Source organism: Streptomyces sp. MUM 2J (assembly GCF_022414535.1).
Lineage (GTDB): Bacteria > Actinomycetota > Actinomycetes > Streptomycetales > Streptomycetaceae > Streptomyces.
The window spans coordinates 40,214-64,721 of record NZ_JADWYM010000035.1; the positions used below are offsets into that span (position 1 = coordinate 40,214).

The 24,508-nt window shown below is 73.0% G+C and carries 22 protein-coding genes; 13 read left to right on the forward strand and 9 right to left on the reverse strand.

Annotated elements, in window-relative coordinates:
* Positions 1–11 precede the first annotated feature (11 nt).
* On the reverse strand, positions 12–2,333 hold the full coding sequence (locus I3F54_RS24220; protein ID WP_240120991.1) for a LuxR C-terminal-related transcriptional regulator: 2,322 nt from the start codon (positions 2,331–2,333) through the stop codon (positions 12–14).
* A gap of 499 nt (positions 2,334–2,832) precedes the next feature.
* Here I3F54_RS24220 and I3F54_RS24225 point away from each other — a divergent pair, with 499 nt between their 5' ends.
* Complete coding sequence (locus I3F54_RS24225; protein ID WP_240120992.1) at positions 2,833–3,459, forward strand: TetR/AcrR family transcriptional regulator; 627 nt, start codon at positions 2,833–2,835, stop codon at positions 3,457–3,459.
* Positions 3,456–4,370: a DAPG hydrolase family protein gene (locus I3F54_RS24230; RefSeq protein ID WP_240120994.1), complete on the forward strand. Its 915-nt coding sequence runs from the start codon at positions 3,456–3,458 to the stop codon at positions 4,368–4,370. Before I3F54_RS24225 ends, I3F54_RS24230 begins: the two co-directional genes overlap by 4 nt.
* A 249-nt stretch (positions 4,371–4,619) precedes the next feature.
* On the opposite strand, the gene I3F54_RS24235 is transcribed toward I3F54_RS24230, so the two are convergent.
* The 5 genes from I3F54_RS24235 to I3F54_RS24255 all read right to left on the reverse strand — a co-directional run bounded on the left by I3F54_RS24235 (position 4,620) and on the right by I3F54_RS24255 (position 11,299).
* Positions 4,620–5,882 (reverse strand): MFS transporter, encoded by a 1,263-nt coding sequence (locus I3F54_RS24235; protein ID WP_240120995.1) that lies wholly within the window; start codon positions 5,880–5,882, stop codon positions 4,620–4,622.
* Between the two features lie 90 nt (positions 5,883–5,972).
* On the reverse strand, positions 5,973–7,178 hold the full coding sequence (locus I3F54_RS24240) for an acyltransferase (protein ID WP_240120997.1): 1,206 nt from the start codon (positions 7,176–7,178) through the stop codon (positions 5,973–5,975).
* 198 nt (positions 7,179–7,376) lie between these two features.
* Positions 7,377–9,110: an FAD-binding oxidoreductase gene (locus I3F54_RS24245; RefSeq protein ID WP_240120998.1), complete on the reverse strand. Its 1,734-nt coding sequence runs from the start codon at positions 9,108–9,110 to the stop codon at positions 7,377–7,379.
* Positions 9,111–9,244: 134 nt separating this feature from the next.
* A complete protein-coding gene (locus I3F54_RS24250; RefSeq protein WP_240120999.1) occupies positions 9,245–10,009 on the reverse strand; it encodes a hypothetical protein in 765 nt (254 codons plus the stop codon).
* A gap of 222 nt (positions 10,010–10,231) precedes the next feature.
* The gene (locus tag I3F54_RS24255) at positions 10,232–11,299 is read right to left on the reverse strand and encodes a VOC family protein (protein ID WP_240121000.1); all 1,068 of its coding nucleotides are present in this window, start codon (positions 11,297–11,299) and stop codon (positions 10,232–10,234) included.
* 426 nt (positions 11,300–11,725) lie between these two features.
* On the opposite strand from I3F54_RS24255, the gene I3F54_RS24260 reads away from it, so the two are divergent.
* From I3F54_RS24260 to I3F54_RS24285, 6 genes are all read left to right on the forward strand, one after another.
* Positions 11,726–12,169 carry a MarR family winged helix-turn-helix transcriptional regulator gene (locus tag I3F54_RS24260; RefSeq protein ID WP_240121001.1) on the forward strand — a complete coding sequence of 148 codons (444 nt, stop codon included), beginning with the start codon at positions 11,726–11,728 and terminating at the stop codon, positions 12,167–12,169.
* Between the two features lie 556 nt (positions 12,170–12,725).
* Entirely contained in the window at positions 12,726–13,982 is a 1,257-nt protein-coding gene (locus I3F54_RS24265; protein WP_240121002.1) for a sedoheptulose 7-phosphate cyclase, read from the forward strand.
* Positions 13,979–14,803 (forward strand): cupin domain-containing protein, encoded by an 825-nt coding sequence (locus I3F54_RS24270; protein WP_240121003.1) that lies wholly within the window; start codon positions 13,979–13,981, stop codon positions 14,801–14,803. The genes I3F54_RS24265 and I3F54_RS24270 overlap by 4 nt, the downstream gene beginning before the upstream one ends.
* Complete coding sequence (locus I3F54_RS32430) at positions 14,800–15,279, forward strand: cupin domain-containing protein (RefSeq protein ID WP_240121004.1); 480 nt, start codon at positions 14,800–14,802, stop codon at positions 15,277–15,279. The genes I3F54_RS24270 and I3F54_RS32430 overlap by 4 nt, the downstream gene beginning before the upstream one ends.
* Positions 15,280–15,329: 50 nt before the next feature.
* Complete coding sequence (locus I3F54_RS24280; RefSeq protein WP_240121005.1) at positions 15,330–16,256, forward strand: NADP-dependent oxidoreductase; 927 nt, start codon at positions 15,330–15,332, stop codon at positions 16,254–16,256.
* A 119-nt stretch (positions 16,257–16,375) separates the two neighbouring features.
* Entirely contained in the window at positions 16,376–16,852 is a 477-nt protein-coding gene (locus I3F54_RS24285) for a MarR family winged helix-turn-helix transcriptional regulator (protein WP_240121007.1), read from the forward strand.
* A 217-nt stretch (positions 16,853–17,069) separates the two neighbouring features.
* On the opposite strand, the gene I3F54_RS24290 is transcribed toward I3F54_RS24285, so the two are convergent.
* Positions 17,070–17,681 (reverse strand): TetR/AcrR family transcriptional regulator, encoded by a 612-nt coding sequence (locus I3F54_RS24290; RefSeq protein ID WP_240121008.1) that lies wholly within the window; start codon positions 17,679–17,681, stop codon positions 17,070–17,072.
* 109 nt (positions 17,682–17,790) lie between these two features.
* On the opposite strand from I3F54_RS24290, the gene I3F54_RS24295 reads away from it, so the two are divergent.
* From I3F54_RS24295 to I3F54_RS24315, 5 genes are all read left to right on the forward strand, one after another.
* Entirely contained in the window at positions 17,791–18,558 is a 768-nt protein-coding gene (locus tag I3F54_RS24295) for an SDR family oxidoreductase (RefSeq protein ID WP_240121010.1), read from the forward strand.
* Positions 18,559–18,656: 98 nt separating this feature from the next.
* Positions 18,657–19,016 carry a hypothetical protein gene (locus I3F54_RS24300; RefSeq protein ID WP_240121011.1) on the forward strand — a complete coding sequence of 120 codons (360 nt, stop codon included), beginning with the start codon at positions 18,657–18,659 and terminating at the stop codon, positions 19,014–19,016.
* 261 nt (positions 19,017–19,277) lie between these two features.
* Complete coding sequence (locus I3F54_RS24305) at positions 19,278–20,093, forward strand: DUF4253 domain-containing protein (RefSeq protein WP_240121013.1); 816 nt, start codon at positions 19,278–19,280, stop codon at positions 20,091–20,093.
* Positions 20,094–20,669: 576 nt separating this feature from the next.
* Positions 20,670–21,575, forward strand: coding sequence for a hypothetical protein (locus tag I3F54_RS24310; RefSeq protein WP_240121014.1), 906 nt, complete (start codon positions 20,670–20,672; stop codon positions 21,573–21,575).
* A 93-nt stretch (positions 21,576–21,668) separates the two neighbouring features.
* Positions 21,669–22,052, forward strand: a complete 384-nt coding sequence (locus tag I3F54_RS24315) for a beta/gamma crystallin domain-containing protein (protein WP_240121015.1) — start codon at positions 21,669–21,671, stop codon at positions 22,050–22,052.
* Between the two features lie 197 nt (positions 22,053–22,249).
* On the opposite strand, the gene I3F54_RS24320 is transcribed toward I3F54_RS24315, so the two are convergent.
* Together I3F54_RS24320 and I3F54_RS24325 are read right to left on the reverse strand one after the other, a co-directional pair.
* A complete protein-coding gene (locus tag I3F54_RS24320) occupies positions 22,250–22,924 on the reverse strand; it encodes a response regulator transcription factor (RefSeq protein WP_240121016.1) in 675 nt (224 codons plus the stop codon).
* Complete coding sequence (locus I3F54_RS24325) at positions 22,921–24,129, reverse strand: sensor histidine kinase (RefSeq protein ID WP_240121017.1); 1,209 nt, start codon at positions 24,127–24,129, stop codon at positions 22,921–22,923. The genes I3F54_RS24320 and I3F54_RS24325 overlap by 4 nt, the downstream gene beginning before the upstream one ends.
* Positions 24,130–24,508 lie beyond the last annotated feature (379 nt).

Genomic DNA, 24,508 nt, shown 5'->3' on the forward strand with positions numbered 1-24,508 from the left:
CGCCGGGGTCGTCAGTCGGCCGCGCGGTGGCCGATCGTCCAGGTGGCGATCTGGACGCGCGAGGTGAAGTCGAGTTTGGCCAGTATGCGCTGGACGTGTCCTTCTATGGTGCGCGGGGACAGGACCAGGCGGGCGGCGATCTGCCGATCACTCAGGCCCTCGGCGATCAGTTCGGCGACCTGGCTCTCGCGGGTGGTCAGTGTGGGCAGTGACCGACTCGGCTCGGTGGCCGGTGCCATGTTCCAGTCGGGGGCCCAGCCCAGCGCGAGGTCGATCGCCTGCGGGACGGTCAGCTCCGCACCGGCTCGTACGGCGTCCGCCAGTTGCCGCCCGTCCAACTCGTACCGCAGGCGCCTCTCGCAGGCCGCGCGGTGGTCCAGGAGCCGGCCGAGTACCGGTGTGGCGACGCCGATCCGCTGCCACAGTTCCTGTGCGGCGCCGAGCAGGGTGGCGGCATGCGCGCCGGACCCGTTCTCGGCTGCGATCCAGGCCAGCACCTCCAGGCACTGGGTGACGGCGAACAGGTTGTGGCTCGGTGTGCCGATGCGCAGAGCGTCTTTGAGCGCCGCGGTGGCTCCGGGCAGGTCCGCGGTGAGCCAGCGCTGCAGGCCGAGCGCCCAGAGTGCGTAGCAGCGCGACCACAGGGCACCGTGCGTGTCACACAGTGCCAGGCTCTGCCGGCCGTAGTCGGCGGCTCGCTCGTCCTTCGACAGGCAGCAGGCGACGGTCAGCAGGAACAGGGTGGTCCACTGGCCGGTGAGGTCGCCTGCTGCCCGGTGGCGTTCCAGAGTGTCTTCCAGCAGGGGGATCGCCCGGGAGTAGTCGTCGCGGAACAGGGCGACCAGGCCGGCGAGTTGCCCGGCGTGGGCGAGACTCGGCGCGTGATCGAGGTCGTCGGCGATGGCCCGGCACTCCGTCAGACGGGCGGTGGCGTTGGCGCTGTCGCCCCGCAGGAGAGCGAGCCAGCCGTCGGCCCACAGGGCCCTGGCCCTGGCAGGGGTGGGGGTGGTGTCGGCGGCCAGGGCCCGGATCAGCCAGTGCCGTTCCTCTTCCAGGCCGCCGCGGCCGAGTCGGTGGCTCCACAGGGAGGCGGCCAGTTCGAGCACGCCCTGGACCTGGCCGGGTGTGCTCAGGCCGAACTCGACCGCCTCGCGAAGGTTCGCGTGATTGCGGCGCAGACGCGCGAACCACAAGCTCTGGTGGGGGCTGAACCAGTCGGCCGCCGCGCGCAGGGCGAGGTTCCGGTAGTAGTCGCCGTGGCGTTGTCTGACGTCGTCGGCTTCGGATCTCTGCGCGCGCAGGCGGGTGTGTCCGTAGCAGCGGATCGTTTCCAGCATCCGGTAGTGGGCCTGGCCGCCGTGGTTGTCGCGGGTCAGGACGGACTTGTTCACCAGCGCGGCCAGGCCGCTCAGCACGTCCTGGCGTGCGAGGTCGTCCCCGGTGCAGACGGCCTCGGCCGCCTCCAGGTCGAAGCCGCCGCGAAAGACCGAGAGGCTGAGCCAGGTGCGCTGTTCACCGGGTGTGCACAGCTGGAAGCTCCGGTCGATCGTGGCGTGCAGCGTGCGGTGCCGGACCGTGCAAGCGGATCCGGCCGGGAACCGGAGGCAGTCGGAGAGGCGTTCGAGAACCTGCTGCACCGTCAGCACCCGCAGCCACGCGGCGGCCAGTTCGATGGCCAGGGGAATGCCGTCGAGCCGGGCGCAGATCAGTCCGGCCGCTCTCCAGCTGTCCGTGTCGTGGCCGAACGCGCCTGCCTGGGCGGACGCCCGCTGCACGAACAGCCGCACCGAGGCGTAGCGGGCCATGGTCTGCGGCGGTGGCGGGAGGTCGGCGTCGGGGAACGCCAGCGGTCCCAGGTCCATCAGGTACTCGCCGTAGACGCCGAGCGGGTGGCGGCTGGTGGCCAGGACGTGCAGCTTCGGGCAGGCGGCGATCAGTGGTTGGATCAGCGGGGCGCAATGCTCGGCGAGGTGTTCGCAGTTGTCGAGGACCAGCAGCATCCGCCGGTCGGCGAGGTACCGTGCCAGCACGGCCTGCGGCGAGGGGCCGCAGTCGCCGTCGAGCCCGAGCGCGAGCGCCACGGCTTCCGGGAGCCGTTCGCCGTCCTGGAGGTGCGCGAGGTCCACCACCCGCACCCCGTCCGGGAATCGATGCGCGTCATCGCGGGCGGTGCGCATCGCCAGGCGCGTCTTGCCGATGCCGCCCGGACCGGTCACTGTCACCAGCTTGGCCCGCGACAGGAGTTGGCGCACTCGGGCGAGATCACGGCGCCTGCCGACCAGGCTCGTCGTCTCGGCGGGTATGCCGTGTCCCGCAGGTCGTTCGGTGGTCATTCCTCTCATTCCCCTGTGAGCGTGGAGCACTTCGCCCTGCCGCCTCGATCCCCCGACGGGCGTCGGCTCGTGCCTTGCTGATGATCCGTTCGGACTCCACCGGTGGTAGGCAGGCTGCCGGACGCGCTGTGCCGGCGCCGGGTGCTGTGGACCAGGGAGGTCACTCCTGTCCGGTTCCCGGCCCAGGAGAGGTGTCGCACGTGGGGGTTCACCCCGAGCGTGGCCCCGGGTTCCATGCGGGGAGGCCGAGGCTACCGAAGTCGATCAGCCGCCGTGCGAAGTCGGCAGGCGTGAGGTACCGCACGGCCGAATCGGCGCCGGTGGTCGTCACACGAGAGCCGGCGGGACAGATCCAGGCGAGGTGCCTCGCATGGACGGCCGCGCGGTGACGCGCCTCGCGCCGGGGCGGCATGACCTGCTGAAATTTGCACACCTTGCGCAAAGATGCTCGTGCCGTGTAACTTTCAGAGGTGCCTGAAGGGCGAGAGGAGGCGAAGCGGTGCCCGCTGCAACGAACCGGACACTGAGAGCCCGGGAACGCAACCGGCTGTCGATCCTGAACGCCGCGAGGGAGGTGCTGGCCGCTGACCCCGACGCGAGCATGGACGACATCGCCGCGGTGGCAGGGGTGGTGCGCCGCACCCTCTACGGCCACTTCCCGACCCGGCAGGACCTGGTCGCCGACCTGGTCCGGGCAGGGGCAGAGCAGTTCGTCGCGCACCTGGGTCACATCGACGTCCATGCCGATGACCCCGGCGCGGAGCTGGCGGCGACGGTGCTGCGCACCTGGGGCGCGGCGCGCGAGTTCGCCCCGGTCGTCGAACTCGCCCGCCGCGGCGCCGCCGACGCCGTGACCTCGGCGATGGACCCGTTCAACGCGATCGTCGCCGAGCTGATCCGGCACGGGCAGCAACGCGGCGTCTTCGGCAACGACCTCGACCCCGGGGTGCTGTCACTGGCCCTGGAGAGCACCGCGCTGATGTTCCTGTCCACCGCGCCCACCGATCGCTGGAACGGCGACGCCGCCGACGTGGCCCTCACCCACCTGCTTCTGCTCGGGACTCCGGTGGACGCGGCCCACGCCGCGATTCGCACCGCACGGACCCGCGAGGGAGAAGCCCGATGAGGTACGAGCCCAGCGCCGCCGACCGGGCGCCCAGACCGGCCGGCTACACCCGCGAACCGCGCTACCTGGGCTACCGCGAGGCCGACAGGGCCCAGCCGTACGCGAGCTACTTCCGGGAACGGACCCGGCCCGTCCCGGAGCATGTCGTGCACGCCCTGGTCAGCGGGATGGCGCCGACCGAGCACGGGTACGGGGTCGACGAGGTCGCCGACCGGCTCGCCCGACCCGGACACGAGGCCGTGGAGACCGGCTGGACCCGCCTCCCCGGCGGGGGCGTCATGGTCAGCGTCCACACCCCGATGCCCGGCGCCACCGCCGACATGTGGGACTGGTGGTTCGGCTGGCACAGCCGCGAGAGCGCGCGGTACAAGCTCTGGCACCCCGACGCCCACCAGTACTGCGCCCTGGGCGAGGACCGCGGCGCCGACCGGACGCTGACCGACCGGCAGCGGTACATCGGCAACGTCTCCTACGTGGACGAGTACATCGGCGGCCGGGTGCAGCCGCTGGCGATCCGGTTCCTGGACCCCGAGAAGATGGGCATCGCCCCCGTCACCGGGACCACCCACATCTGCGCCCGCGTCGGCCTGAGTTCCCGTCCGTTGGCCTTCGGGTGGCTGGTCCACCAGGTCAGGCCCACCGAGGACGGTGCCGAGATGCGGTCCCGGTTCTTCCTCGGCGACGGCGCGCTGCTGAGCCTGCCCGCCCGCGCCCTGCCGCCCGGCCTGGCCACCCGCGCCCTCACCTCGGCCCCCGGCCGCACAGTCGGCCGCGTGGTGGCTCCCCGGGCCGCGCCGCGGCTGACGCCCGCCACGATCGGCACCGACATGATCCACCACTGCGCCGCGGAGATGAACCACCTTGCCGCCTTCCTTCCCCGGCTCCACGAGGAATTCCAGGCCGGCCCATGAGACGTGCGACCGGCCCGCCCGCCCTCGCCGAGCCGGGACCGTACCCCTCCGGCCGGCCCGCTCGTGATCGTCTGCGTGCAGTCGTTCGGCGCGGGAGCGGTCGTCGGCGTCCTGTACGCCGAGCCTGTCGATGCTGCTCCCGCTGGCCGACCCGGCCTGGACGGCCGTACCGGCGGTGAGGTGACCGCAGCCGGGCGCCGGGTCGACCACGGTCCGGCCGCGCCCGGCGGATCGCCGGCCGCCGGCGCGTCACCGAGACGACTCGCCACCCGTGACGGCCGTGTCGGTGAGTGCGTCGGTGGCCACGTCGGCAGCCGGGGTCCCGGGTGCCGGGACCGCCTTTGGGCGCCGGGTGCCCACCAGGGCCAGCAGCAGGGCCGCCGCGGTCAGTGCCGCGCCCGCCGCGGCCACGGCCGGCAGCGCCTGTCCGCGGGCCAGCAGGAGACCGCCGAGCCAGCTGCCGAGCGCGATCCCCACGCAGAACGCCGAGTTGTTGACGGTCAGCGCCATGGTGGACGACGACGGGCCCGCCGCGGACACGATGGCGGTGTTGAGGGCGGGGATCGTCGCGAAGTAGGCGGCCCCCAGCAGGCAGAACAGGCCCGCCACGGCCCACCGGCTTCCCGGCGGCAGCGCGAGCAGCAGCAGACCCGCCGCGGCCGTGCCCAGCGTCACGGGGACGGCCGCGGACGGGAACCGGTCGGCCGCCCGGCCGCCCACCGTGTTGCCGGCGATGCCCCCGAGCCCGTACAGCAGCAGAAGCACGGTGACGCCCCGGGTGCCGAACCCGGCGGACTCGGTGAGGTACGGGGAGGCGTAGGTGTAGAGGGCGAAGACCCCCGCGGTGCCCAGCGTGATCACCACGGCCACCAGCAGCATCCGGCCCGGCAGGACGAAGCGGAGCCGGCCGGCACCCGCACCGCCCGGCCGACAGGCGCCGGCCGCCCCTGCCGTGGCTCCCGGCGCCGCCTCGGGTACGGCGCACCGGGCGAGCAGTGCAGCGGCGGCCAGGCTCAGCGCGGCCAGCGCCCAGAACGTGGCTCGCCAGCCGAAAGCGTTCCCGATCAGGGTGCCGGCCGGCACCCCGGCCACGCTGGACAGGCCGATGCCGAGCGTGACCTTCGCCCCCCACGCGGCCCTCCGGTCCGGCGGTGCCATGTCCCGGGCGGCCGCCACGAAGGCGGCGATGAGGGTGGAGTGGACGACGGCGCTCACCACACGGCCCGCGAGCAGCCAGCCGAAGCCGGGGGCCAGCGCGGCCAGCGCGTTCCCCAGCACGAACACGCCCATCATGGCGGGCAGGAGGGTGGCACGGCGCAGCCGGGCGGTGGCCGCGGTGACGAACGGGCCGACCAGGACGACCGCGACGGCGTACACGGTGATCAGCAGGCCGACGGCGGTCAGTGAGACGCCGACGTCCCGCGCGATGTCCGGCAGGATGCCGGCGATGACACTCTCGGCGGTGCCGATGCAGAAGGTGCATACCATCATCGCGAGGACGGGCAGCGGCATGGAGGTCTCCTCGGTGGTCGGCCCAGCCGGGTGCCGGCGCCCTCCTGGCAAGGGCCAAAAGAGCGCCGGCGGGCCGGGGCTGCGGGCGGGTCAGGGTGTGCCGACGGTGACCGGCCGTTCGCTCCCGTCGCTCGCGGGCACGGGGGCCACGGCCGCGTGCCGCATGCGGGCGGCGCGGGCCCGGCGCGCCCAGGCCCGCACGGCGGGCCGCTCGACACCGGCGTACAGCAGCCAGGCCAGCAGCAGGCTGACCGCGGCGATCAGCGCGGCCACGACGGCGGCCTCGGCGAACGAGCCCGCCTCGCGGTAGCCGAACCGCTCCTGTACGACGGACAGCAGGATCTGGTGGACCAGGTAGAAGGCGAACGACACCTCTCCGAGCCATACCCACACGCGTCCGCTGACTGCGGTGCCGCGGCCTTGTGCGTCCCGGGCCGCCGCGGCGGAGATGAGCAGCGCGAACGGCACGACGACGACGGCGTTCAGGGAGAACAGGAAGGGCACCTGGAGGCTCAGCGCGTACGCCGCCACCGTGACGGCCAGCGCGGGCAGCACCCCGAGGCCGATCCACCGGCCGGACAGCACGATCCGGGCCATCAGGATGCCGAGCAGGAAGTCGAGCACCCGGGCGGGCGGGAAGATGTAGACGAGCCACATCTGGGTGATGGAGTGGCCGTACAGCGGCGAGTTGGCGTGGTGCGGACCGAACGTCTCACCGGCGGGCAGCAGTTGCACGAGCAGCGGCAGCAGCACGATCACCGCGGCCGTGCCGCCGGCCCACTGCCAGAGCCGCTCGGCGCGGATCCGGCGCACGGCGCGGTACAGCGCCGGGAACAGCAGGTAGAAGACCAGCTCGCAGGAGAGCGACCAGCTGGGGTTGTTGATGCTGAAGAACACGTCGTCGCGCGGTATCCACGCCTGCAGGAGCAGGAAGTTGGGGATGCCCCGTCCCCAGGTCGCCGACACGTACGCGTAGGAGGCCAGGGCGAGGAAGAAGGTGACGACGTGGTTGGGCACGATCTTCACGACCCGGCGCCCCCAGAAGGCACGGGTGGTGTCGTCGTCGCGGGCGGACCAGGCCAGCACGAAGCCGCTGAGGATGAAGAAGAAGGTGACACCGGCCCAGCCGCCGTTCTTCACGGCGGCGGCGAACGGGCCGTGCTCCTCACCGGAGGTGGAGTAGGCGTCGAGCAGCGACAGGTGGAAGAGGAAGACGAGGAAGGCGGCGAAGAACCGCATCCCGGTCAGTGAGGAGAGCCGGGGCGAACGCCCGGGCACAGGGGGAGCAGCGGACACGAGGATCACCTCGACGTGGGAGAACGGGCAGAGGAGGCCCCGGCCGGCGGGCCGCGCAGCATGCGTGGCGACCTGACCGGCGCAGGGCGGTGCCGGGCACCCGGGGGTGCCCGGCCGGAAAGGGGCGGGCAGGTGCCGTCCGGCGGTTGCCGGAGGGAGGGGGGCCGGGCCGCCTGGGCGCCTGACGGGTGTGCCGGGTCAGGCGGGGCGAACCGACTGGGCGTGGTGGAAGAAGCCGGTGGGGTCCCAGGAAGCCTTCACCTTCTGGAGCCGCCGGTAGCCGCCCTTGTAGTACAGCTCGTGCCAGGGGAGGCCCGAGCTGTTCCAGCGCGGGTCCCCGAGGTCGACGTCGGCGTAGTTGACGAAGCAGCCGTCGGTGGTGTCGTTCGGCACCGGCACACCGCCGGTCGCGGCGAACATGTCGCGGTAGCACTCCCGCACCCAGGCGATGTTGGCCGTGTCGTCCGCCGCGTCCTCCCACAACGAGACGACCTGGTACTTCAGCACCGAGTCCCGCTGTGGCACCGCGGTCGCGTCCGGCGCGACCCGGTTCACCGCACCGCCGTACGAGGCGATCATCAGCAGCGCGCCGGGGTTGTGGAAGTCGTCGCGGGTCAGGTGCCGGTAGGCGGCGGAGATCTGGGCGTCGGTGTACGTACGGCGTGCGTACACCGACTTGCCCTTGAACCGGACCGTCGGGTCCGGGCCGGTGAACCCAGGCCACTGGGTGGCGTGCAGCCAGGGCATCCGCCGGTACTGGCGGACCTGGGGCCGGACCCCGACCCCGGCCCCGACCTCGGCCATGTAGCTGCGCAGGAGGCGCTCGGCACCAGGCGCACCGGCGTCGACCAGCGAGTCCAGCACCACGGCGCCACCCGACTTGTGGAACGGCTTGAGCTGGCTGAACAGTGCCGTGTACGGCGAGTCGGGGGCGCTGTTGCGGGTGTGCCACTCGCCGTGGTTCCACATCAGCCGGGTGAAGCGGGCCTCGGTCAGCTCCTCCCACGGCCAGGCGACCTCGCTCAGCCACACCTCGCGCGGCGGCGCGGGCAGTTGGGCTGCCGGGTCGTCGCCGCGGGCATCCGGGGAGCGCAGCCAGTAGCGGGTGACCACACCGAAGTTGCCGCCGCCACCTCCCGTGTGCGCCCACCACAGCTCCCGGTTCGGGTCTCCGGGCTCGCGGGTCGCGATGACCGCACGGGCGCGGCCGTCCGCCCCGACGACCACGGTTTCGATGCCGTACAGATGGTCCACGGCGAGGCCGTCGCGCCGGCTCATGGAGCCGTAGCCGCCGCCCTGGATGTGGCCGCCGGCGGCGACCGTGGGGCAGTTGCCGGCCGGGAGGTAGACGCCCCACCCCTTGTAGAGCCGGTCGTAGACCCGGCCGAGGACGGCGCCGGGCTGCACGGAGAAGGCCCGGCGGCGCTCGTCGTAGGCGATGTCGTCCATCCGCGACAGGTCGAGGACGACCGCGATGTCGTCGCTGGTGGTGAAGTTCTCGTAGCAGTGGCCGCCGCTGCGCACCGCCAGCCGCCGGCCGCTGTCGACCGCGTGCTGCACGGCCCGCACGACGTCGGCGGTGGACGTGGCCAGGACGATCCGCTCGGGGCTCCCGGTCCAGCGCTGGTTGGTGCCTCGCCGCAGGTCGGCGTAGCGCTGGTCGGCCGGACCCACCGTGACCGGGGAAGCGCCCGTGTCGGGCGCCGGGCCCGCGACGGGGCCGCCGCGGGCCGTCCCCGCCGCGGCGGCGGGGCTCAGCCCGGCCGCGGTCACCGCGAGCGCGCCGCCCGCCGCGGCCGTGCCGGAGAGGAACGTCCGGCGGTGCACGCGCGTACCGGCCGCGGCCCGCGCCACGGGGTTCCGGGCCGCATCGGCGGCTGCCGGCCCGGCGGACGGGGCCGCGTCGGAGGGAAGGAAGGCAGGGGAAGGCATGAGTGAGAGTCCTTGAGATGAGGGGCCGACGGGAGAGCGGGAGAGGGCTGGGCCGGTTCCGGTTGTGCGGTTCCGGAGTGCCGGGAGAGTCGTGGAAGTCCCATGCCGTGCTGTGAGGGACTTGCGCAGCGCCCCTAAGGGGCGCGCTGGACGTCCAGGGCGTCCAGACGGAGGCCGAACCAGTCGAGGACGCGGGCGACGCGGAGGGCTTCCGCGAGGTCGAGGGCGGTCGGCCCGGTGACGACGCCGTGCTGCGCGAACGCCTCCAGGGCGCGGGGCGACAGCGCCACGGCCGTCCCGGGGAACAGCAGCCGCTGGGCGAGGTCGGCGCCCCGGTCCGGACCGGCCCCGGGCTGCGTCGACCACAGGAGGTACGGGGCCGGCGCGCCGCGGTCGATGGCCTCGGCCCAGCGCGGGGAGGAGAGGTCGCGGAGCAGCATGTCGTACAGCAGGTGGGCTCCGGCGATCCCGGCGCGGGACCGCATCGCCTTCGCCTCCCAGCCGCCGATCAGGTCGAGGCGGGCATCGACGAGGGCGTCCACTGCCGGGACGGAGTACTCGATGGCGACCGGCCGGGCCGCGGGGGAGGCGGTGGCCGCCTCGGACAGCAGCCTCCGCATCAGCCGCCGGTAACCGGCCGGCCCGTGGACGGGGCCGGTGATGCGGGTGCCGTGGGCGGAGAGCCGTCCCGGAGAGCGTCCCCCGGGGGCGGGCGGCGGCAGCAGGTCCTGGACGCCGCCGGCTGCTCCGCCGAGGGCGGCTTCGAGGCCGGGTCCGAGGGTCGGTTCGCCGGTCTCCGCAGCGGTGCGCCGGCGGTCCAGCCAGACCGCCACGCGGGCCGCCGCCGCTCTGCGCAGCGGCCCGGCCGGACGGATCGGTAACGGGGTGAGCGTGTCCATGAGGATTCCCTGAAGGATCGAGGTGCGGCGTACGGCATGGTGGCGCGCGGCCCGTGCCGTGGTGCGCGGTCTGGTCGGGCATGCCGGGGTCCCGGTGCGGCGTACGGCGTGCGGCGGGTCCCGCGGTGTCGCGGCCGGGCGCGGCCTGCCGCGAGCGCCTCGGCGCGGTACGGTCGCCAGGGTGGCGTGGGCTGGCCGTGGGTGTGGCCACCGGCCCGGTGGTCAGGGGCGGTCGTGCCAGCGCAGGTCTCCCGGGGTGGCGCGGCGGGCCGTGGTCTGCCGTTCGTACGGCAGTGAACCGTCCGGCATGCTGATGATCTCCATCTGGATGCCGATCGGGGTGCTGAAGTAGAGCCACCGGTCCCCGGCGATCGGACCCTGGGTGATCGTCTCCGGCTCGCCCATCAGGGCCACGCCCGGCTGCTCGCGAAGATACGCGGCGGCCGCGTCCACGTCGTCGACGTAGAAGGCCAGGTGGTGGCCGCCGATGTCGCTGTTGCGCGGCGGCCGGGAGCGCAGGGCGCCGGTTCCGCTCTGGATGAGTTCGCAGTTGGCGGTCGGCCCGGTGCGCAGCAGGGCCCGCCGCGACTGCTCGGCGCCGGGCGGCCAGTGCCCGTCCGTCCCGGTGCCGGGCCCCGCCGCGCTCTCCACGGTTTCCGCGCCGAGTACGTCGGTGAAGAAGGCGACGGCGGCATCGAGGTCGGCGACGGTGTAGCTGACGTGCTCCACGCCCAGCAGGCCCAGGGACCGCTGCACGGCGGTGGTGTGCGGGCCGGGCACGGGGACGAAACGCCGCCCGTCCGGCCGGACACGCCCGCGCACCGACAGCAGCATGCCCCAGGGGGTCAGGAACCAGCGGCGGGACCTGCCGGGGGAACCCGACGGCCCCAGGCGGACGGTGCCTGCACGGCGCAGGTGCTCGTCGGCCGCGTCCGGATCGGTGACCGCCAGGGCGAGGTGGTGGCCACCGACGTCGTTCGGGCCGGGCGGGGAGACGAGTTGGTCGGGGGTGGCGTACTCGAAGAGTTCAAGGTTGGTACGGGGACCGAGCCGGACCAGGGCGACCTGGGCGCGGGCCCGCGGGTGGACACCGAGTTTCCGGGTCATCCAGTCTCCGGAGGGGTCCTCGACCGGCCCCTCCCGGTAGCAGAGTTCTCCCCCCAGGACATCGGTGACGTAGGCGACCGCCTCGTCGAGACGCGGCACCGTGAAGGCGTGGTGATCCACCGCGCGGGCGGTGGGCAGGCCGGCGAGGACCGGCGAGGACGACGCCGTGACGGCGTTGAGCATGGTTCCCCCTCGAAACGGCACGCCGGGTCCAGTTCGGTACACGGCGCGCGGATGCTCGGACGTCGGCCCCGCCTCGCGACCGGGGGCCGACCGAGAGCGACAGTATGACAATGTCGTTGCGCACGCAAGGAAGTACTTTGACCGATCAGATGCCGATTCCCCCCTGAAATGGTCTTTGAACTGTGGTTTTGCCGATTCGGGAGAAGCGGTCGAGTGCTAGTCAAGTCAAGAAGCCATGGATCTCTATGTGTAGGCATGGAAAAGGTATGTCCCTGGAGGGTTTCCTTGGCTGGCGGGGCCTCGTACCCTGGGCTTGTTCTGGCCGTCCCGCTCACCGCGGGACCGAGCCCAGCCTCCCCCCTCACCGCGGCCGGAAGCCCCTCGGCGGGCGGTGGAACCCTCGGGCACCCTGGAGAAGTCGACATCATGCGAGCGCGTAAGGAAGACAGCGTCGAGCTGTGGAGTCAACTGTCGGTTCTCGTCGCGGAGGTCGGGACCGCGCTGGACCGGAGGCTCTCACAGGACTACGAGCTGGGCCTCACCGATTTCCTCGCACTGAGGGCGCTCGCCAACGGTGACCCGTCGGGAATCCGCATGAACGAGCTCGCCCAGCTCCTGGGCCTCAACCAGTCGTCCGCCACCCGTGCCGTGCAACGGCTGGAGTCGCGCGGCCTGGTCGAGAGGGGGGCGCACGCGACCGACCGCAGGGGCGTGGTGGTGCGTATCACCGAGGCCGGCCGCGACCTGGCCGCGGAGATAGGCGGCCTCTTCCGGCGCGAGGTCGGCACGGCGCTGGAAGTGGCCTCCATGGACAGCAGAACCAGCTCCGTCGTCGCACGACTGCGGTACGCCCCGAGGCTCGACCGCTGACCCCCACCGTGCCGCTCCGGACCACCGTGCGGCGAGCCGCCCCGCAGCGACTCGCCGACGCCCCGAACCGCGCAGCACCCGGGCCGGCCCGCACCGCTCCGTGCCGGCCCGCCCCCGAAGCCCCCGCCCTCCACGGACGGGGGCTTCCCGCTTCCCCGGCGGCAGGGCGACCCGTCACCCGATCAGGCGTCCCGGCCGGCCGGGCGCCGAAGGAACGCGCAATCCCCCGCTCCTTGCGGAGACATGCATCAGTCGAGCACTTCCGGACATCCCAGAGCGCGGCGGCGAGGGTGAATCCCAGGTGGGGGCTGGCTTCACGCCGCAGCACAGCCGCTTTCCGGCCGCGTTTCCTGTCGCACACCCACCCATGTTCTTGCGTACGCAATGAAATCTGTGTCAGGGTCGATCTCGGCGACGGGGGGGCAGGCCACGACGCCGTGGCCACGTCCCGCGCAGGCGGCCCAGGAGGCTTCGCGGCGCGGAGACCCGAGAGCACTGCCCCGACCGGATTCGCAACGAACCCGAACCGAGACTCTTCGTCGGAGGCGGAAACCTGATGCAGCAAGAAACCCAGACCGCACGGGACAACGACGGCCTCTTCGCAGTGGGCAGCCCGGTCACCCACTGGTCGGTACAGACCAGCAACCCGGTCCAGTACGAGATACGGGCCTGCGAGAATCTTCTCGACCCCGGCAACTCCACCATCCTGGAGGACGCCTCGAGCAGCAGCGGCCAGCGCCGCTTCATCGTCACCGACCGCGTGGTCGACTCGCTCTACGGCGAGCGCATCCGCGCCTACTTCGACCACCACGGTGTCGAGCACCGCGTACTGGTGCTGGACGACGGCGAGACGCACAAGTCCGTGAACGCGGTACTGCACGTCACCGAGGCACTCGACGCCTTCGGCGTCGACCGCCGCCGCGAGCCCGTCATCGCCATCGGCGGCGGCGTGCTGATGGACATCGTCGGTTTCGCGGCCAGCCTGTACCGCCGCTCCACCCCGTTCATCCGCATCCCCACCACGCTGATCGGCCTGGTGGACGCGGGTGTCGGTGCCAAGACCGGGGTCAACCACAACGGGCACAAGAACCGGCTCGGCACCTACTTCCCCGCGGACCGCACCCTGCTGGACCGCTCTTTCCTGGCCACGCTCGACACACGGCACATCAGCAACGGCCTGGCCGAGATACTCAAGATCGCCCTGATCAAGGACGCCCGCCTGTTCGACCTGCTGGAGCAGCACGGCGCCGACCTGCTGCAGGGCAAGCTCCAGAGCCCGGCCGCCATCGGCCCCACCCCCGCCGACGTACCGGTGGGCCAGCGCCTCGCGGCCCGCGGACTGCACCTCGACCCGGCGACCGAGGTGGTCGAACGGGCCATCCAGGGCATGTTGGAGGAACTCCAGCCCAACCTCTGGGAGAAGGTGCTGGAACGCGTCGTCGACTACGGCCACACCTTCAGCCCGACCATCGAGATGCACGCGCTGCCCGCACTGCTGCACGGCGAGGCGGTGGCCGTCGACATGGCGCTCACCACCGTCATGGCAGAGCGGCGCGGCCTGGTCAGCGCCTACCAGCGTGACCGCATCCTCGGCGTGATGGCGCGGCTGGGCCTGCCGGCCCGGCACCCGCTGTGCACGCCGGAGGTGCTCGGCGACGCCCTGCGCGACACCGTGCGGCACCGCGACGGCAAGCAGCGACTGCCGCTCCCGGTCGGCATCGGCAGCGCGCTCTTCGTCAACGACGTGACCGAGAGCGAACTCGCCGCCGCGGCCGAGTCGCTGGCGGTCCTCGGCTCCGGAGTCTCCCGGTGACCACCGCAGCCGACACCCTCCCCGGCCCGGCCCCGGCCCCGGCCCCCGGCCGTACCGCGCTCCGCGAGCCGCAGGCATCCCCTGCCGCGACCCCCTGGCGTTCGGTCGGGACCGTGGCGGGCGCCGCGACGGTGCACGGTGTGCACGGCGCGGCCGGACGCACCCGCTGGAAGTGCTTCGCGGGACGCCGCCAGCTCGACTCGCCCACAGAAGCCGTCGAGTGGGCGTCCGTCCCCCCGGGCGGGCTCAGCGGGGAGCACCGTCACACCCGTACCGAGGAGATCTACCTGGTCCTGCGCGGACGGGGCGAGTTCCTCTTCAACGGCCTGCCGCACCCGGTCGGCCCCGGAACGCTCGCCCTGACGGCCCCCGGCAACGTGCACGGGCTGCGCAACACCGGGGAACGCGACCTCGACTGGTGGGTCATCGAGACCCTCGCACCCGGCACCGACGCCGTCCTGTCCGGAGCCGACCACATCCACCCGGGAGTACCCCCCATGGGCGACGCAGTCATCCACGACCTCTTCAAGGAGCGCACCGTCTCCACCGGTGAGGTCTTCACCGGCCCGCTGCGGCAGGTGGAGGTCGTCGAACTCGACGCCGGCCAGCGGACCCGGCTGGGTGCCCCTGACGCGGAACTCGCCGTCTTCGTGCACGAGGGGACGGGCCGGGCCACCGCCGACGGCGGCACGGCGCCACTGGCGCCCGACACCTGCCTCACCCTCGGCGCGGCGACCTCCACCGGCATCGAGGCGGTCACCCCGCTGCGGTTGCTGATCGTGACCCTGGCCCTCCCGCGCCCCGTGGCGGAGGCGTCGTGATCATCTCGACGACCGAGGACGCGATCCGCACCGTCGTCCCCACGGGCACGAGCACCCCCGGGAATGCGGACACGGAGAGCGGTGCCGGTACGGGTACGGTCGCGGGTCCGTCCGTGCGTACGGGGTCAGGCACCGGCGGCGGGGGTGCGGCGGCCGCGTGGACCTGCCTGGTGCGCCGGGGAATGCTGCACAGCGAGTGCGAGGCGCTGGAGCACTGGCAACTCCCGCCCGGCGCCGTGCTGACCTCCACCCCGCAGCACGGGGTGGAGGAGGCAGTGCTCGTCCTCGACGGCGAGCTGCGACTCGCCACGGATTCCGCGAAGCACACCGTACGCGCCGGGCAGCTGGCCCTCCTCCCGCACGGCACGCGGGCCCGCCTGGTGGCGGACCGCGCCCCGGTCCGGCTGCTCACCGTCCGGACGCTCACCGCCTCCGTCACCGACCGGCTGCCGGACCGCATCCCCGAACTGGTCTGATCCCGAAGGGTGGTGCGGCGCGGCATGCCCGCGGCGCACCACCCCCGGCCATGAAAGCGAACAAGCCCATGCGCGCTGTAGTCCTGACGTCGTTCGGCGGCCCGGAGGGGCTGTCGGTCTCCGAGATCGCGGAACCGGCCGGCCCGGGCGCGGACGACGTCCTCATCAGTACGGCCGCAGCCGCGGTCAACCCGGTCGACCTCCAGACCCGTGCCGGCCTGCATGCCGCGCACAGCGCCTTCCGCCCGCCGATGGTCCTCGGCTGGGACGTGGCGGGCACCGTCACCGCGGTGGGCGATCGGGTCACCCGCTTCCGGCCCGGTGACCGGGTCGTGGCGATGTCGGCGCAGATGGCGACCGGGCGTGGCACGTACGCCGGGACCGTCGCCCTGCCGGCGGACATCGTCGCCCCGGCCCCGGAGTCGGTGGAGCTGACCGACGCGGCGGGCCTCCCGCTGGCCGGGCTCGCCGCCGCACAGGCGCTCGACGCCCTCGCCCTGCCCGCCGGGGCGACCCTTCTGGTCACCGGCGCGGTAGGGGCGGCCGGTGGGTTCGCGGTGCAGCTCGCCAAGCTGCGCGGCTGGACGGTGGTGGCACAGGTGCGGTCCACCCGGGACGCGGACGAGGCCCGCACTCTGGGTGCCGACCAGGTGGTGGACGAGGCAGGCGTTCCGCCGGCGACCGTCGACGGCCTGCTGGAGACGGCCGGCCTGCCGGGCGCGATCGGCGCGGTACGGGACGGCGGGCGCGCGGTCTCCATCGTGCCGACCCGCGTGCCGGCCGCCGAACGCGGCATCGGCGTGGCCGTCTCCTACGTGGAACAGGACGGCCCCCGCCTGGCCGAGCTGGTCGCCCGGGTGGACTCCCGGGAGCTGCGGCTGCGCACCGCGAAGCGCCTCGGGTTCGAGGACGCGGGCGAGGCCCACCGGCTCCTGGCGGCCGGCGGCGTACGGGGCAAGCTCCTCCTCCTGCCCTGACCGCCCCGGGCCGCCGCTCCCCCCACCGCGACACCGGCACACCCCGGGCCACCGGACCCGCGTACTCGCACCCCGAGTCCCGCCCCCCACCCCGCATACCGAGGACGGACCACACCTACGTGGCAGAGCCGCACACGAACGAAGACCGTGACGCCGAGGCGGAGGACATCTCCCGGCTCTGGGAGCGCGTCGTCCCCATGTTCTCCCTGCTGGAGGGCCAGCTGGAGCGGACGCTGACACACCGTCACAAGCTGGGGCTCGGCCAGCTGATGGCACTCGGGGTGCTGGTGGACGAGCAGTCGGGGTCCGCGACCGTCAGCGGCGTCGCCCGACGGTTGGGGCTGAGCGTCTCGGCGGCCAGCCGCATACTCGCGCACCTGGAACGGTCCGGCTGGACAGGCAGAGTGGCCTGGCCGTGCGACCGGCGCGCCAGCCGCGTCGCCATCACGGAGGCGGGCCTCGCCGTGTGGAGGCACGCCACCGAGACCCTCGACCGCGAACTCGACCACGCCTTCACGGCGCTGAAGTACGACGAGCGGTACGCGCACGTGGCGGCCCGGCTGTGCCGCGCGCGCGAGGAGCCGCCCGCCCCCTGAGAGCCGACCCGGCCACCGGGATCCCCGACAGCCGCGCCGCGCCCACGCATCCACGCCCGGGACGGGCACGACGACTCGCCCCCGGGCACATTCCCGAGCAGCGGTTCCGGTCTCACGACGCATCGGACCGGCGGTTCCGGCCGGTACGCGACCCCGGGCGGGCAACTCCGCATCCGGCGAACCCAAGTCGGAACGCCCGATTCCGAGTGTCCGGAGCTCAAGAGCCCCTGGAGGGCGGCCAGATCGTCATGGCGAATTCAGCCACGCGGCGCAGCTCCCCGGTACTCGCCCCGTCGCGCGCCTGCTGCGACATGCCCTGGACGACCGCGGCGAAATAGACCGCCAGGGCACGGGTGTCGGTCTCCTTGGAGAGCGACCCCCGGCTCCGGGCGTCCTCCAGCCGGGCTTCGAAGGACCGTACGTTCGCCCTCCGGCGGTCGCGGAGTTCCTCCTCGATGTCGGCGGTCTGCGTGGAGTAGTTGGTCGCGGCCGTGATGACCAGGCACCCCGCGGGATGCTCGGGGTCGGTGTAGGCCACGGCCGCCTCGTCCAGCATCCGCGCGAATCCCGCGCGCGGGTCGCTCTCCTCGGTGAGCGCCCTGCCCATGAAGGCGCCGAACGTGCCGCCGTACCGGTCGACGACCTCGATGAAGAGTGTGCGCTTGTCACCGAAGGCCGCGTACAGGCTCGGCGGCGAGATCCCCATGGCGGAGGTCAGGTCGGCGATGGACGTGCCCTCGTAGCCGTGCTGCCAGAACAGCAGAGTGGCCTGCGTGAGCGCCGCCTCACGGTCGAAGCTTCGCGGCCGGCCGCGCTTCGTCGTAGTCATGGCTCAATTTTACAGCGATCGCTACGGAAGTCGTGTAGAGTCTTACCGTAGTCATCGCTACAGAAATATTCGGGCATTCGCTGCACAGGCACAATCCGAAGGGGAGACCATGGGCGCGCTCACGGGCAGGACGGCGCTGGTGACGGGAGGCAGCCGCGGTATCGGGCGGGCGATCGCCGAGCGGCTCGCAGGTGACGGCGCCACGGTGGCCGTGCACTACGGCCGGAACGCCGCCGCCGCCGAGGAGGTCGTCGAGGGCATCCGCGCCAAGGGCGGCACCGCGTTCGCGGTCCACGCCGAGCTGGGTGTCAAGGGGGACGTGGAGACCCTCTGGGAGGCCTACGACCGGCAGGTGCTGGAGCACGCCGCCAGCGCCGGGCTCGACATCCTCGTGAACAACGCCGGCGTCACCCCGCGCGGTGAGATCGACGAGACAACGGCAGAGGCCTTCGACGAGGCCGTCGCGGTCAACATGCGCGCACCGTTCTTCCTCGCACAGCAGGGGCTGAAGCGGCTGCGGGACGGCGGGCGGATCGTCAACGTCTCCTCCGGGGCGACTCGGATCGCACTGACCGACATCATCGCGTACGCCATGACCAAGGGGGCGGTCGACGCCTTCACCCACACCCTCGCCAAGGCGCTCGGCAGCCGCGGCATCACCGTGAACTCGGTCGCCCCCGGCATCATCGACACCGACATCAACGCCTCCTGGCTGCGCGGCAACGAGGCCGCCGAGAGGTCCGCGGCCGAACTGTCGGCCCTCGGCCGGGTGGGCCGCCCCGAGGACGTGGCCGACGTGGTGGCCTTCCTCGCCTCCGACGACGCCCGCTGGGTGACCGGGCAGGTCATCGACGCCACCGGAGGCTCGCAACTCTGACCGGTGGGGCCCACAGGGCGGGCCCCTAGCCGAGCACGGGTGTCAACGGGGACACCGCGGCCGCCCGCACAACCGACACTCTGCAGCTGGGAGACCCCATGCACGTCGTCATCGCCTGGTGGGAACAGCACCGCAACGGCACCGGCATCAGCAACAGCACCGCCCGCCAGGGCATGCCCTCGATGTCCTGCGCCCGCTCGGAGGAAAGGGCCTCGTTCACCGCAGACGTCCCCGGCCTGCAGTCCGGCCAGTGGATCACCGACCCGGCGGCGGACCTCCAGGGCCTCGCCCTGATCTGGGACTCGGCGGCCAGCGCCGACCTCAACCTGCCGGACCTGTGCGACCGCACGTTCGGCTGCGCGCCCTCCCACCGCTGGGCCTTCGAACTCTCCGACGCCTCCCCCCAAGGCGACACCCGGAGCCTCCCCACCGAGCTCAACGTCCTCCTGCACGCCTGACCCCCGACCCGCACCAACTCCCCCGTCACCATCCCCCCTCCCCCTCCGCAGGGCCCAGGTCCCCCCCGGCCTGGGCCCTCGGCGTGCGCTGGGTGCCGAAGTGGCCGAAGCGGAGGTCCGGCGCCGGGGAGGGCGGCGCCGTGTTCCGGGGGCGGCGCCCTTCAGGGGGGCGGCGGGCTTCAGGGGGACGGCGGGCTTCAGGGGGGCGGCGGGCTTGGGCCGGTGGCCTGCCCGGTCGGTCGCAACCTCTACTCTCACCGCATGGTGACGGACACGAACAACCTGCCCCGGCTCGCGGCCGACCCGAGCGGTCGGGCTCTCGGCCTCGATCTTCCTGCGGGGAGGCTGCTGGATGAGACGTACCAGGGCCCCTGGCCGGAGCCGTTGATGTGGCTGGCCGACACGCGCGCCTCGCCCGGCCAGTGGTCCGCGCAGGGGGCCGCACGCCGGGCGGCGGGCCTCCTGCCGGTGCTGGTGGACGTCGGCGGCCGGTCGGGGGGCCCGGAGAACTGGGACCTGATGTGCGGAAACCTGTCCTACCCGGAGGACTTGGGCACCGACGAGGTGCTGGGCCGCCTCTGGGAGGAGACCCGGGAGAAGCGGTCCGGCGGGACGGTGGCCCCCTTCGACGCGCCGTGGCCGGGACTCGCCGGGGCGGTACCGGCCGACGCCGACCCCGACGCACAGGCGGCCGAGATCGCGGACGCCCTCACAGGCGCCGGCTCCTGCCTGAAAGAGCCCCGCCTCGCCCTGGTGCCCGCGGACCGTAACGCCGACATACCCGCGGCCATCGGCTGGTCCGGTTCGCTGAACCACGAGGACGACCCCGGTGCCCTCAGTGCGGTCCTGCGCAGCTGGGAGGAGCGCTTCGGCAGCCGGGTGGTGGCGCTCACCGCGGACCGGCTGGTCCTCTCGGTCGCCGCGCCGCCCGCCACCGCGGACCAGGCGAGGGCCGTGGCCGCCGAGCACGCCGCTTTCTGCCCGGACGGCCTCGCCCGGAGCCGTCACGGTGCACTGGACGACTATGCCGCCCACGAAGTCCTCGGGCGACGTACCTGGGTCCACCACTGGGCCTGAGACCCTGACGCGGAGGAGCCGGGAGCCGTCGCGAGGCCGGCCGCGACCGGGGGCGCCGCTCCCCGTTCCGTCTCCGTGTGCAGCCCGTGAGCCGGCGGGCACCGCTTCAGCTCTCCCTGCGGCCTCTGCCGGTTCGCCGCCATGAGGACGTCGTAGCGCGGGGATCACCACTCGTCACGACCGCCCTGACATCGCCGTCTCAGCCTGAGCGCAGACGCGTGGAGGGCCGGACTGTCGCCGTGGAGGGCCGGACTGTCGCCGGGAGCCGTCCCGCGGCTCCGCCAGAAGTCGGACGAGGCCGGCCGAGGATCTGACTTTCGCGGGATCCGCGACCCCGGTCCGGCCGGGGAAAGTGTCATTGCCACCGGGCACCGCCATGCGGGCCGCGTTCTCTCCGATGCCTCGCGTCCTTTCCCGACGCGGCTTCTGGGACCGCAGCTCAGGCTGATGTTCCGTCAAGTGGCGCAAGGTGCGGTTCCGGTTGGCGGCGACGGTGAGCGGTGTCGTCCTGTCCGGATTCGCCGCAGCGTTGCGGCAGCTCACACGAACACTGTGCGCTCAACACACAGGAGCAGGATGAACCGTTCCACGCAACCCGCCGACAAGGAAGTCTCGTCCTTCCTCGATCGCAGGGCATATGTCGCGGTGATCGCTGCCGGTCTGCTGGCCACCGGCTGCTCCACAGCTCTCACCGGCAGCGCCGCGGGCGTGGCCCCGCCGACCGTCGGCGCCACGCCGACGGCTCCGGCCAGCGGTTACGACGGACTGATGCGGCTCCCCTTGTCCGCCTACGGCACGTCGGAGCAGGACGACGCCGTGCTGTACCGGACGAACGAGGCGCTCATCACCCGGTGTATGAGAAGCCGGGGACACGCAGCCTATGCAAGCCAGAACACGCCTTCGACCGCCCCGAGGACAAGACAGGAGAAGGAAGCGATCCATCCGGCCGGCGCCTGGGGCTACATCGGCAGGACGACCGCCAAGCGCATCGGGTTCCACGTCGCCGTACCGCTCCCGGCCGCCAGGGTCCTGACCGGCCGGGCGCTGAAGGACTACAACACCTGCTACGGCGAGGCGGAGAAACAACTGCCGTCCCTCTCCGGCACCCAAGGATGGAAGCTTGCCCAAGACCTCTTCGGCGAGTCGTTCCGGCAGGCGGCCGTGGACAGCAGGGTCGGCGCCGCGCGTGAGCGCTGGTCGGCCTGCATGAGCGCCGTGGGGCACCCGGCCGACGCTCCCGAGGAGCTGGCCGCCGGCCCCTGGCACACCGGGAAGCCGACCGCGCAGGAGATCGCCGCCGCCACGGCCGACACATCCTGCACACGATCATCCGGCCTGGCCGCCGTGTACTTCGCCGTGCTCGCCGGATACCAGCAGCAGCTCATCTCGGCCAACGCCAGAGTCCTGACCGGTTACCAGAAACAGGTCCAGGAGCAGATGGACCAGGCAGCACACATCCTGACCGCCTCTCCCACGGCCTGAACCCGGCGCTCACCCCCCCCCTCGACTCCGGACGGCACCGGCGGACCACGCCGCCGTCCGGCCCCCCAACACGACATGAAGAGGAGAAACTCCATGAACCAGCGAGCCAAACAGGTGGTCCTGTCCGCGTTGACGACCTTCGCGGCGGCGGCCTCGCTCACCTTCGCGACCGCGTCGCCGGCGTCCGCGATCGATCAAGTCGACTGCGGTCTTCGGACCGACTTCGCGAAGATCCTTGCGCACAGCACCGGTAGCCAGAACAACCAGGAATCCTGTTTCGCCAACGCCGGGGAGATGCGGTGGGGGCGCGGCGCCTACGCACCCTCGTGGCTGGTGCAGTTCTCGACCGGCAACAATCGCGTCCAGTGGCACGGGGACGGAAGGTGGCAGCCCGGCGCGCCGGTCGCGAAGTGGACCGTCTTCAGCTTCCCGAACCACCCGGGTGGGGTCAAGATCGACGGGCTCAAGATCTGGTGAGTCCGCCCGGACCGGGGATGGCGACCCTTTCCGGTCGCCATCCCCGGTCCGCAGGACTGCCCGTCCCGGCCCAAGGGCACGTTGCCGGGCAACCGACCCGGAGTACCACCGCCGAGCGGCCTGGGCTCGGGATCCCTCCGGCGCGGGACCCGCCCCAGGATTCCCGGTGGGCGCCCCACCCCGGGGCGCCCCCCGCCTCACCCCTCCACGACCCCCGATCGCCAAGCCCACGCCGCGATCTCCACGCGGTTGCGGGCGGGGAGTTTGGTCTGGACGTTGCCCAGGTGCGTCTTCACCGTGCCCACGGAGATGGACAGTTCGGCAGCGATCTCCGCGTTGGTGAGGCCGGTGGCCACCAGTCTCACGACGTCCGTCTCGCGAGCCGACAGCCCGGGATCCCGCGCCTTCCGGGCGCGGCCGGCCCCGGCCGCGCCCGGCACGCCCCGCAGCAGGCGCAGCGTGATGGACGGGCTGACCAGGGCTTCCCCGGAGGCCGCTGCTCTGATCGCCTCGACCAGGAGCGCGGGGCCGGAGTCCTTGAGCAGGAAGCCGCAGGCACCGCCGCGCAGGGCGCGGTGGACGTACTCGTCGTCGTCGAAGGTCGTGGCCACCACGACCTTGGGCGCGTCGACCAGGCCGGGACGGGTGAGCCGGCGCAGTGCCTCCAGTCCGTCCATCCGGGGCATGCGGAGGTCCATCAGCACCACGTCCGGCCGGTGCCGTTCGGCGAGTTCGACCGCCTGGAGGCCGTCCGCCGCCTGGCCGACGACCTCGATGTCGTTCTCGGCCGCCAGGATCATCTCGAAGCCGGTGCGGACCATGGCCTGGTCGTCTGCGATCAGCACACGGATCGGCGCCCCCGAAAGCGTCATGCCTCACTCCCCACAGCCCGACCCGTTGTCCCCCGCGCGGCCGCACCCCCGTCCACCGGTAGCGTCACCTCGATCCGCCATCCCCCGCCCTCCGCGGGACCCGCCTCGACCCGGCCACCGGCCAAGCCCACCCGCTCGGCCAGCCCCTTCAGCCCGAAGCCGCCGCCCAGCGACTGCGGGGCCCGATGGCCGGCGTGCGGCCGGCCGTCGTCGCTCACCGTTACCGTGACCCTCGGCCCGGACCGGACCAGGCGGACCTCCACCTCGGTGAAGTCGCGCGCGTGCTTGCGGATGTTGGTCAGCGCCTCCATCACCACCCGGTGCACGGTCGTGACCACCTCCACCGGCAGATCCCCCAACTCCCCCTCCGTCCGCAGCGCAGCCCGCCCGCCGCCGACCGGCGCGAACTCCTCGACGAGGGCCCGCACTTCGGCCATGCCGGCCAGCGGTGCGAGGGCCACGTCCGGCGCCTGGGGCTCCTGCGGATCCACCTGCCGCAGCATCCCGACCATCGCCCGCATCGACTTCAGCGCCTCCGCGCCCGCGTGCTCGATCCGTTCCAGTGCCGGGGGCACGAGGTCGGGCCGCCGTACGGCGACGGAGCGGGCGCCCTGGGCCTGGATGACGATGCCGGTCACGTGGTGGGCGACGAAGTCGTGCAGATCCCGGGCGAACTCCGCGCGCTGCTCCAGTCGTACGGCCGTCTCCCGGCGCTGCAGGTCCGCGACGACCAGTCGTGCGGTCAGGCTGGCGGCCAGGGCCACCGTCGCCGCGAGGGTGAAGAGGAACGTCACGACCAGGCTGCCCTCGTCGACGCCGAGCACCAGCGGGCGCATCACGATCGCCGTGATGGTCGCCGCCGCGGCGAGCGCCGCCCGCACCGGGCGCCCACGCCAGGCGGTCAGCGCCAGCAGGCCCAGCAGCGCGGCCGGTTCGGCGAGGCTGTAGGGGTTCTCCAGGGGAGTGACCGAGTCCATCTCCCGCTGCCGTGCCTCCATCAGCGGGAGGGCTGCCGTGACCGCCAGCGACACCAGGGCCGAGATACCGGCAGCAACCGGCAGCCTCCGCGCGCCGAGCCAGGGCCACAGCAGCAGAGCGGCGGCCGTCAGAAGCGCCGATCCGAGCCTGACCGGTCCGGCCAGGGTGACGTCGAAGACGCCGGAGAGCTCGTCGATCAGCCCCAGGAGGAGCATCAGCACCGGCATCGGGGGCCATACCAGCGCGGGCGGCCACGACGGCCGCCTGGACCTCGTGCCGGGAGGGTGGCCGGGGGTTCGGCCAGGAGTTGCAGAACTCCCGCCGAGGACCGGACTCCCATGGGACCCGCCGCTCCGGTGCGCCGGGCGGGAGTGGGCATCGCCGCCGGACCGCCCTCCACCCGGCAGCGCGCGCGGGGCATCCCGCTGCCGGGGAAGCACCGGAGTGTCGATCACGGCGTCGCCGGTGAACACGGGCAGCGCCGCGGCCACGCGCACGGAGACCTCCCCCCAGGTCACACCGGACTGAACGGCGGGACGTTGCCGCGTCACGCCCGAGGTGCCCGGATGCGCGAGCCCGCGTGGCGGAACGCGCGGAGGGAACCAA

What these genes read in the sequence shown, in the direction of transcription:
- I3F54_RS24220 (WP_240120991.1), bottom strand. Translation starts at nt 2,333, where the DNA reads ATGACCACCGAACGACCTGCGGGACACGGCATACCCGCCGAGACGACG.
- I3F54_RS24230 (WP_240120994.1), top strand. Translation starts at nt 3,456, where the DNA reads ATGAGGTACGAGCCCAGCGCCGCCGACCGGGCGCCCAGACCGGCCGGC.
- I3F54_RS24235 (WP_240120995.1), bottom strand. Translation starts at nt 5,882, where the DNA reads ATGCCGCTGCCCGTCCTCGCGATGATGGTATGCACCTTCTGCATCGGC.
- I3F54_RS24245 (WP_240120998.1), bottom strand. Translation starts at nt 9,110, where the DNA reads ATGCCTTCCCCTGCCTTCCTTCCCTCCGACGCGGCCCCGTCCGCCGGG.
- I3F54_RS24250 (WP_240120999.1), bottom strand. Translation starts at nt 10,009, where the DNA reads ATGGACACGCTCACCCCGTTACCGATCCGTCCGGCCGGGCCGCTGCGC.
- I3F54_RS24255 (WP_240121000.1), bottom strand. Translation starts at nt 11,299, where the DNA reads ATGCTCAACGCCGTCACGGCGTCGTCCTCGCCGGTCCTCGCCGGCCTG.
- I3F54_RS24260 (WP_240121001.1), top strand. Translation starts at nt 11,726, where the DNA reads ATGCGAGCGCGTAAGGAAGACAGCGTCGAGCTGTGGAGTCAACTGTCG.
- I3F54_RS24265 (WP_240121002.1), top strand. Translation starts at nt 12,726, where the DNA reads ATGCAGCAAGAAACCCAGACCGCACGGGACAACGACGGCCTCTTCGCA.
- I3F54_RS24280 (WP_240121005.1), top strand. Translation starts at nt 15,330, where the DNA reads ATGAAAGCGAACAAGCCCATGCGCGCTGTAGTCCTGACGTCGTTCGGC.
- I3F54_RS24290 (WP_240121008.1), bottom strand. Translation starts at nt 17,681, where the DNA reads ATGACTACGACGAAGCGCGGCCGGCCGCGAAGCTTCGACCGTGAGGCG.
- I3F54_RS24295 (WP_240121010.1), top strand. Translation starts at nt 17,791, where the DNA reads ATGGGCGCGCTCACGGGCAGGACGGCGCTGGTGACGGGAGGCAGCCGC.
- I3F54_RS24300 (WP_240121011.1), top strand. Translation starts at nt 18,657, where the DNA reads ATGCACGTCGTCATCGCCTGGTGGGAACAGCACCGCAACGGCACCGGC.
- I3F54_RS24305 (WP_240121013.1), top strand. Translation starts at nt 19,278, where the DNA reads ATGGTGACGGACACGAACAACCTGCCCCGGCTCGCGGCCGACCCGAGC.
- I3F54_RS24310 (WP_240121014.1), top strand. Translation starts at nt 20,670, where the DNA reads ATGAACCGTTCCACGCAACCCGCCGACAAGGAAGTCTCGTCCTTCCTC.
- I3F54_RS24315 (WP_240121015.1), top strand. Translation starts at nt 21,669, where the DNA reads ATGAACCAGCGAGCCAAACAGGTGGTCCTGTCCGCGTTGACGACCTTC.
- I3F54_RS24320 (WP_240121016.1), bottom strand. Translation starts at nt 22,924, where the DNA reads ATGACGCTTTCGGGGGCGCCGATCCGTGTGCTGATCGCAGACGACCAG.
- I3F54_RS24325 (WP_240121017.1), bottom strand. Translation starts at nt 24,129, where the DNA reads ATGCCGGTGCTGATGCTCCTCCTGGGGCTGATCGACGAGCTCTCCGGC.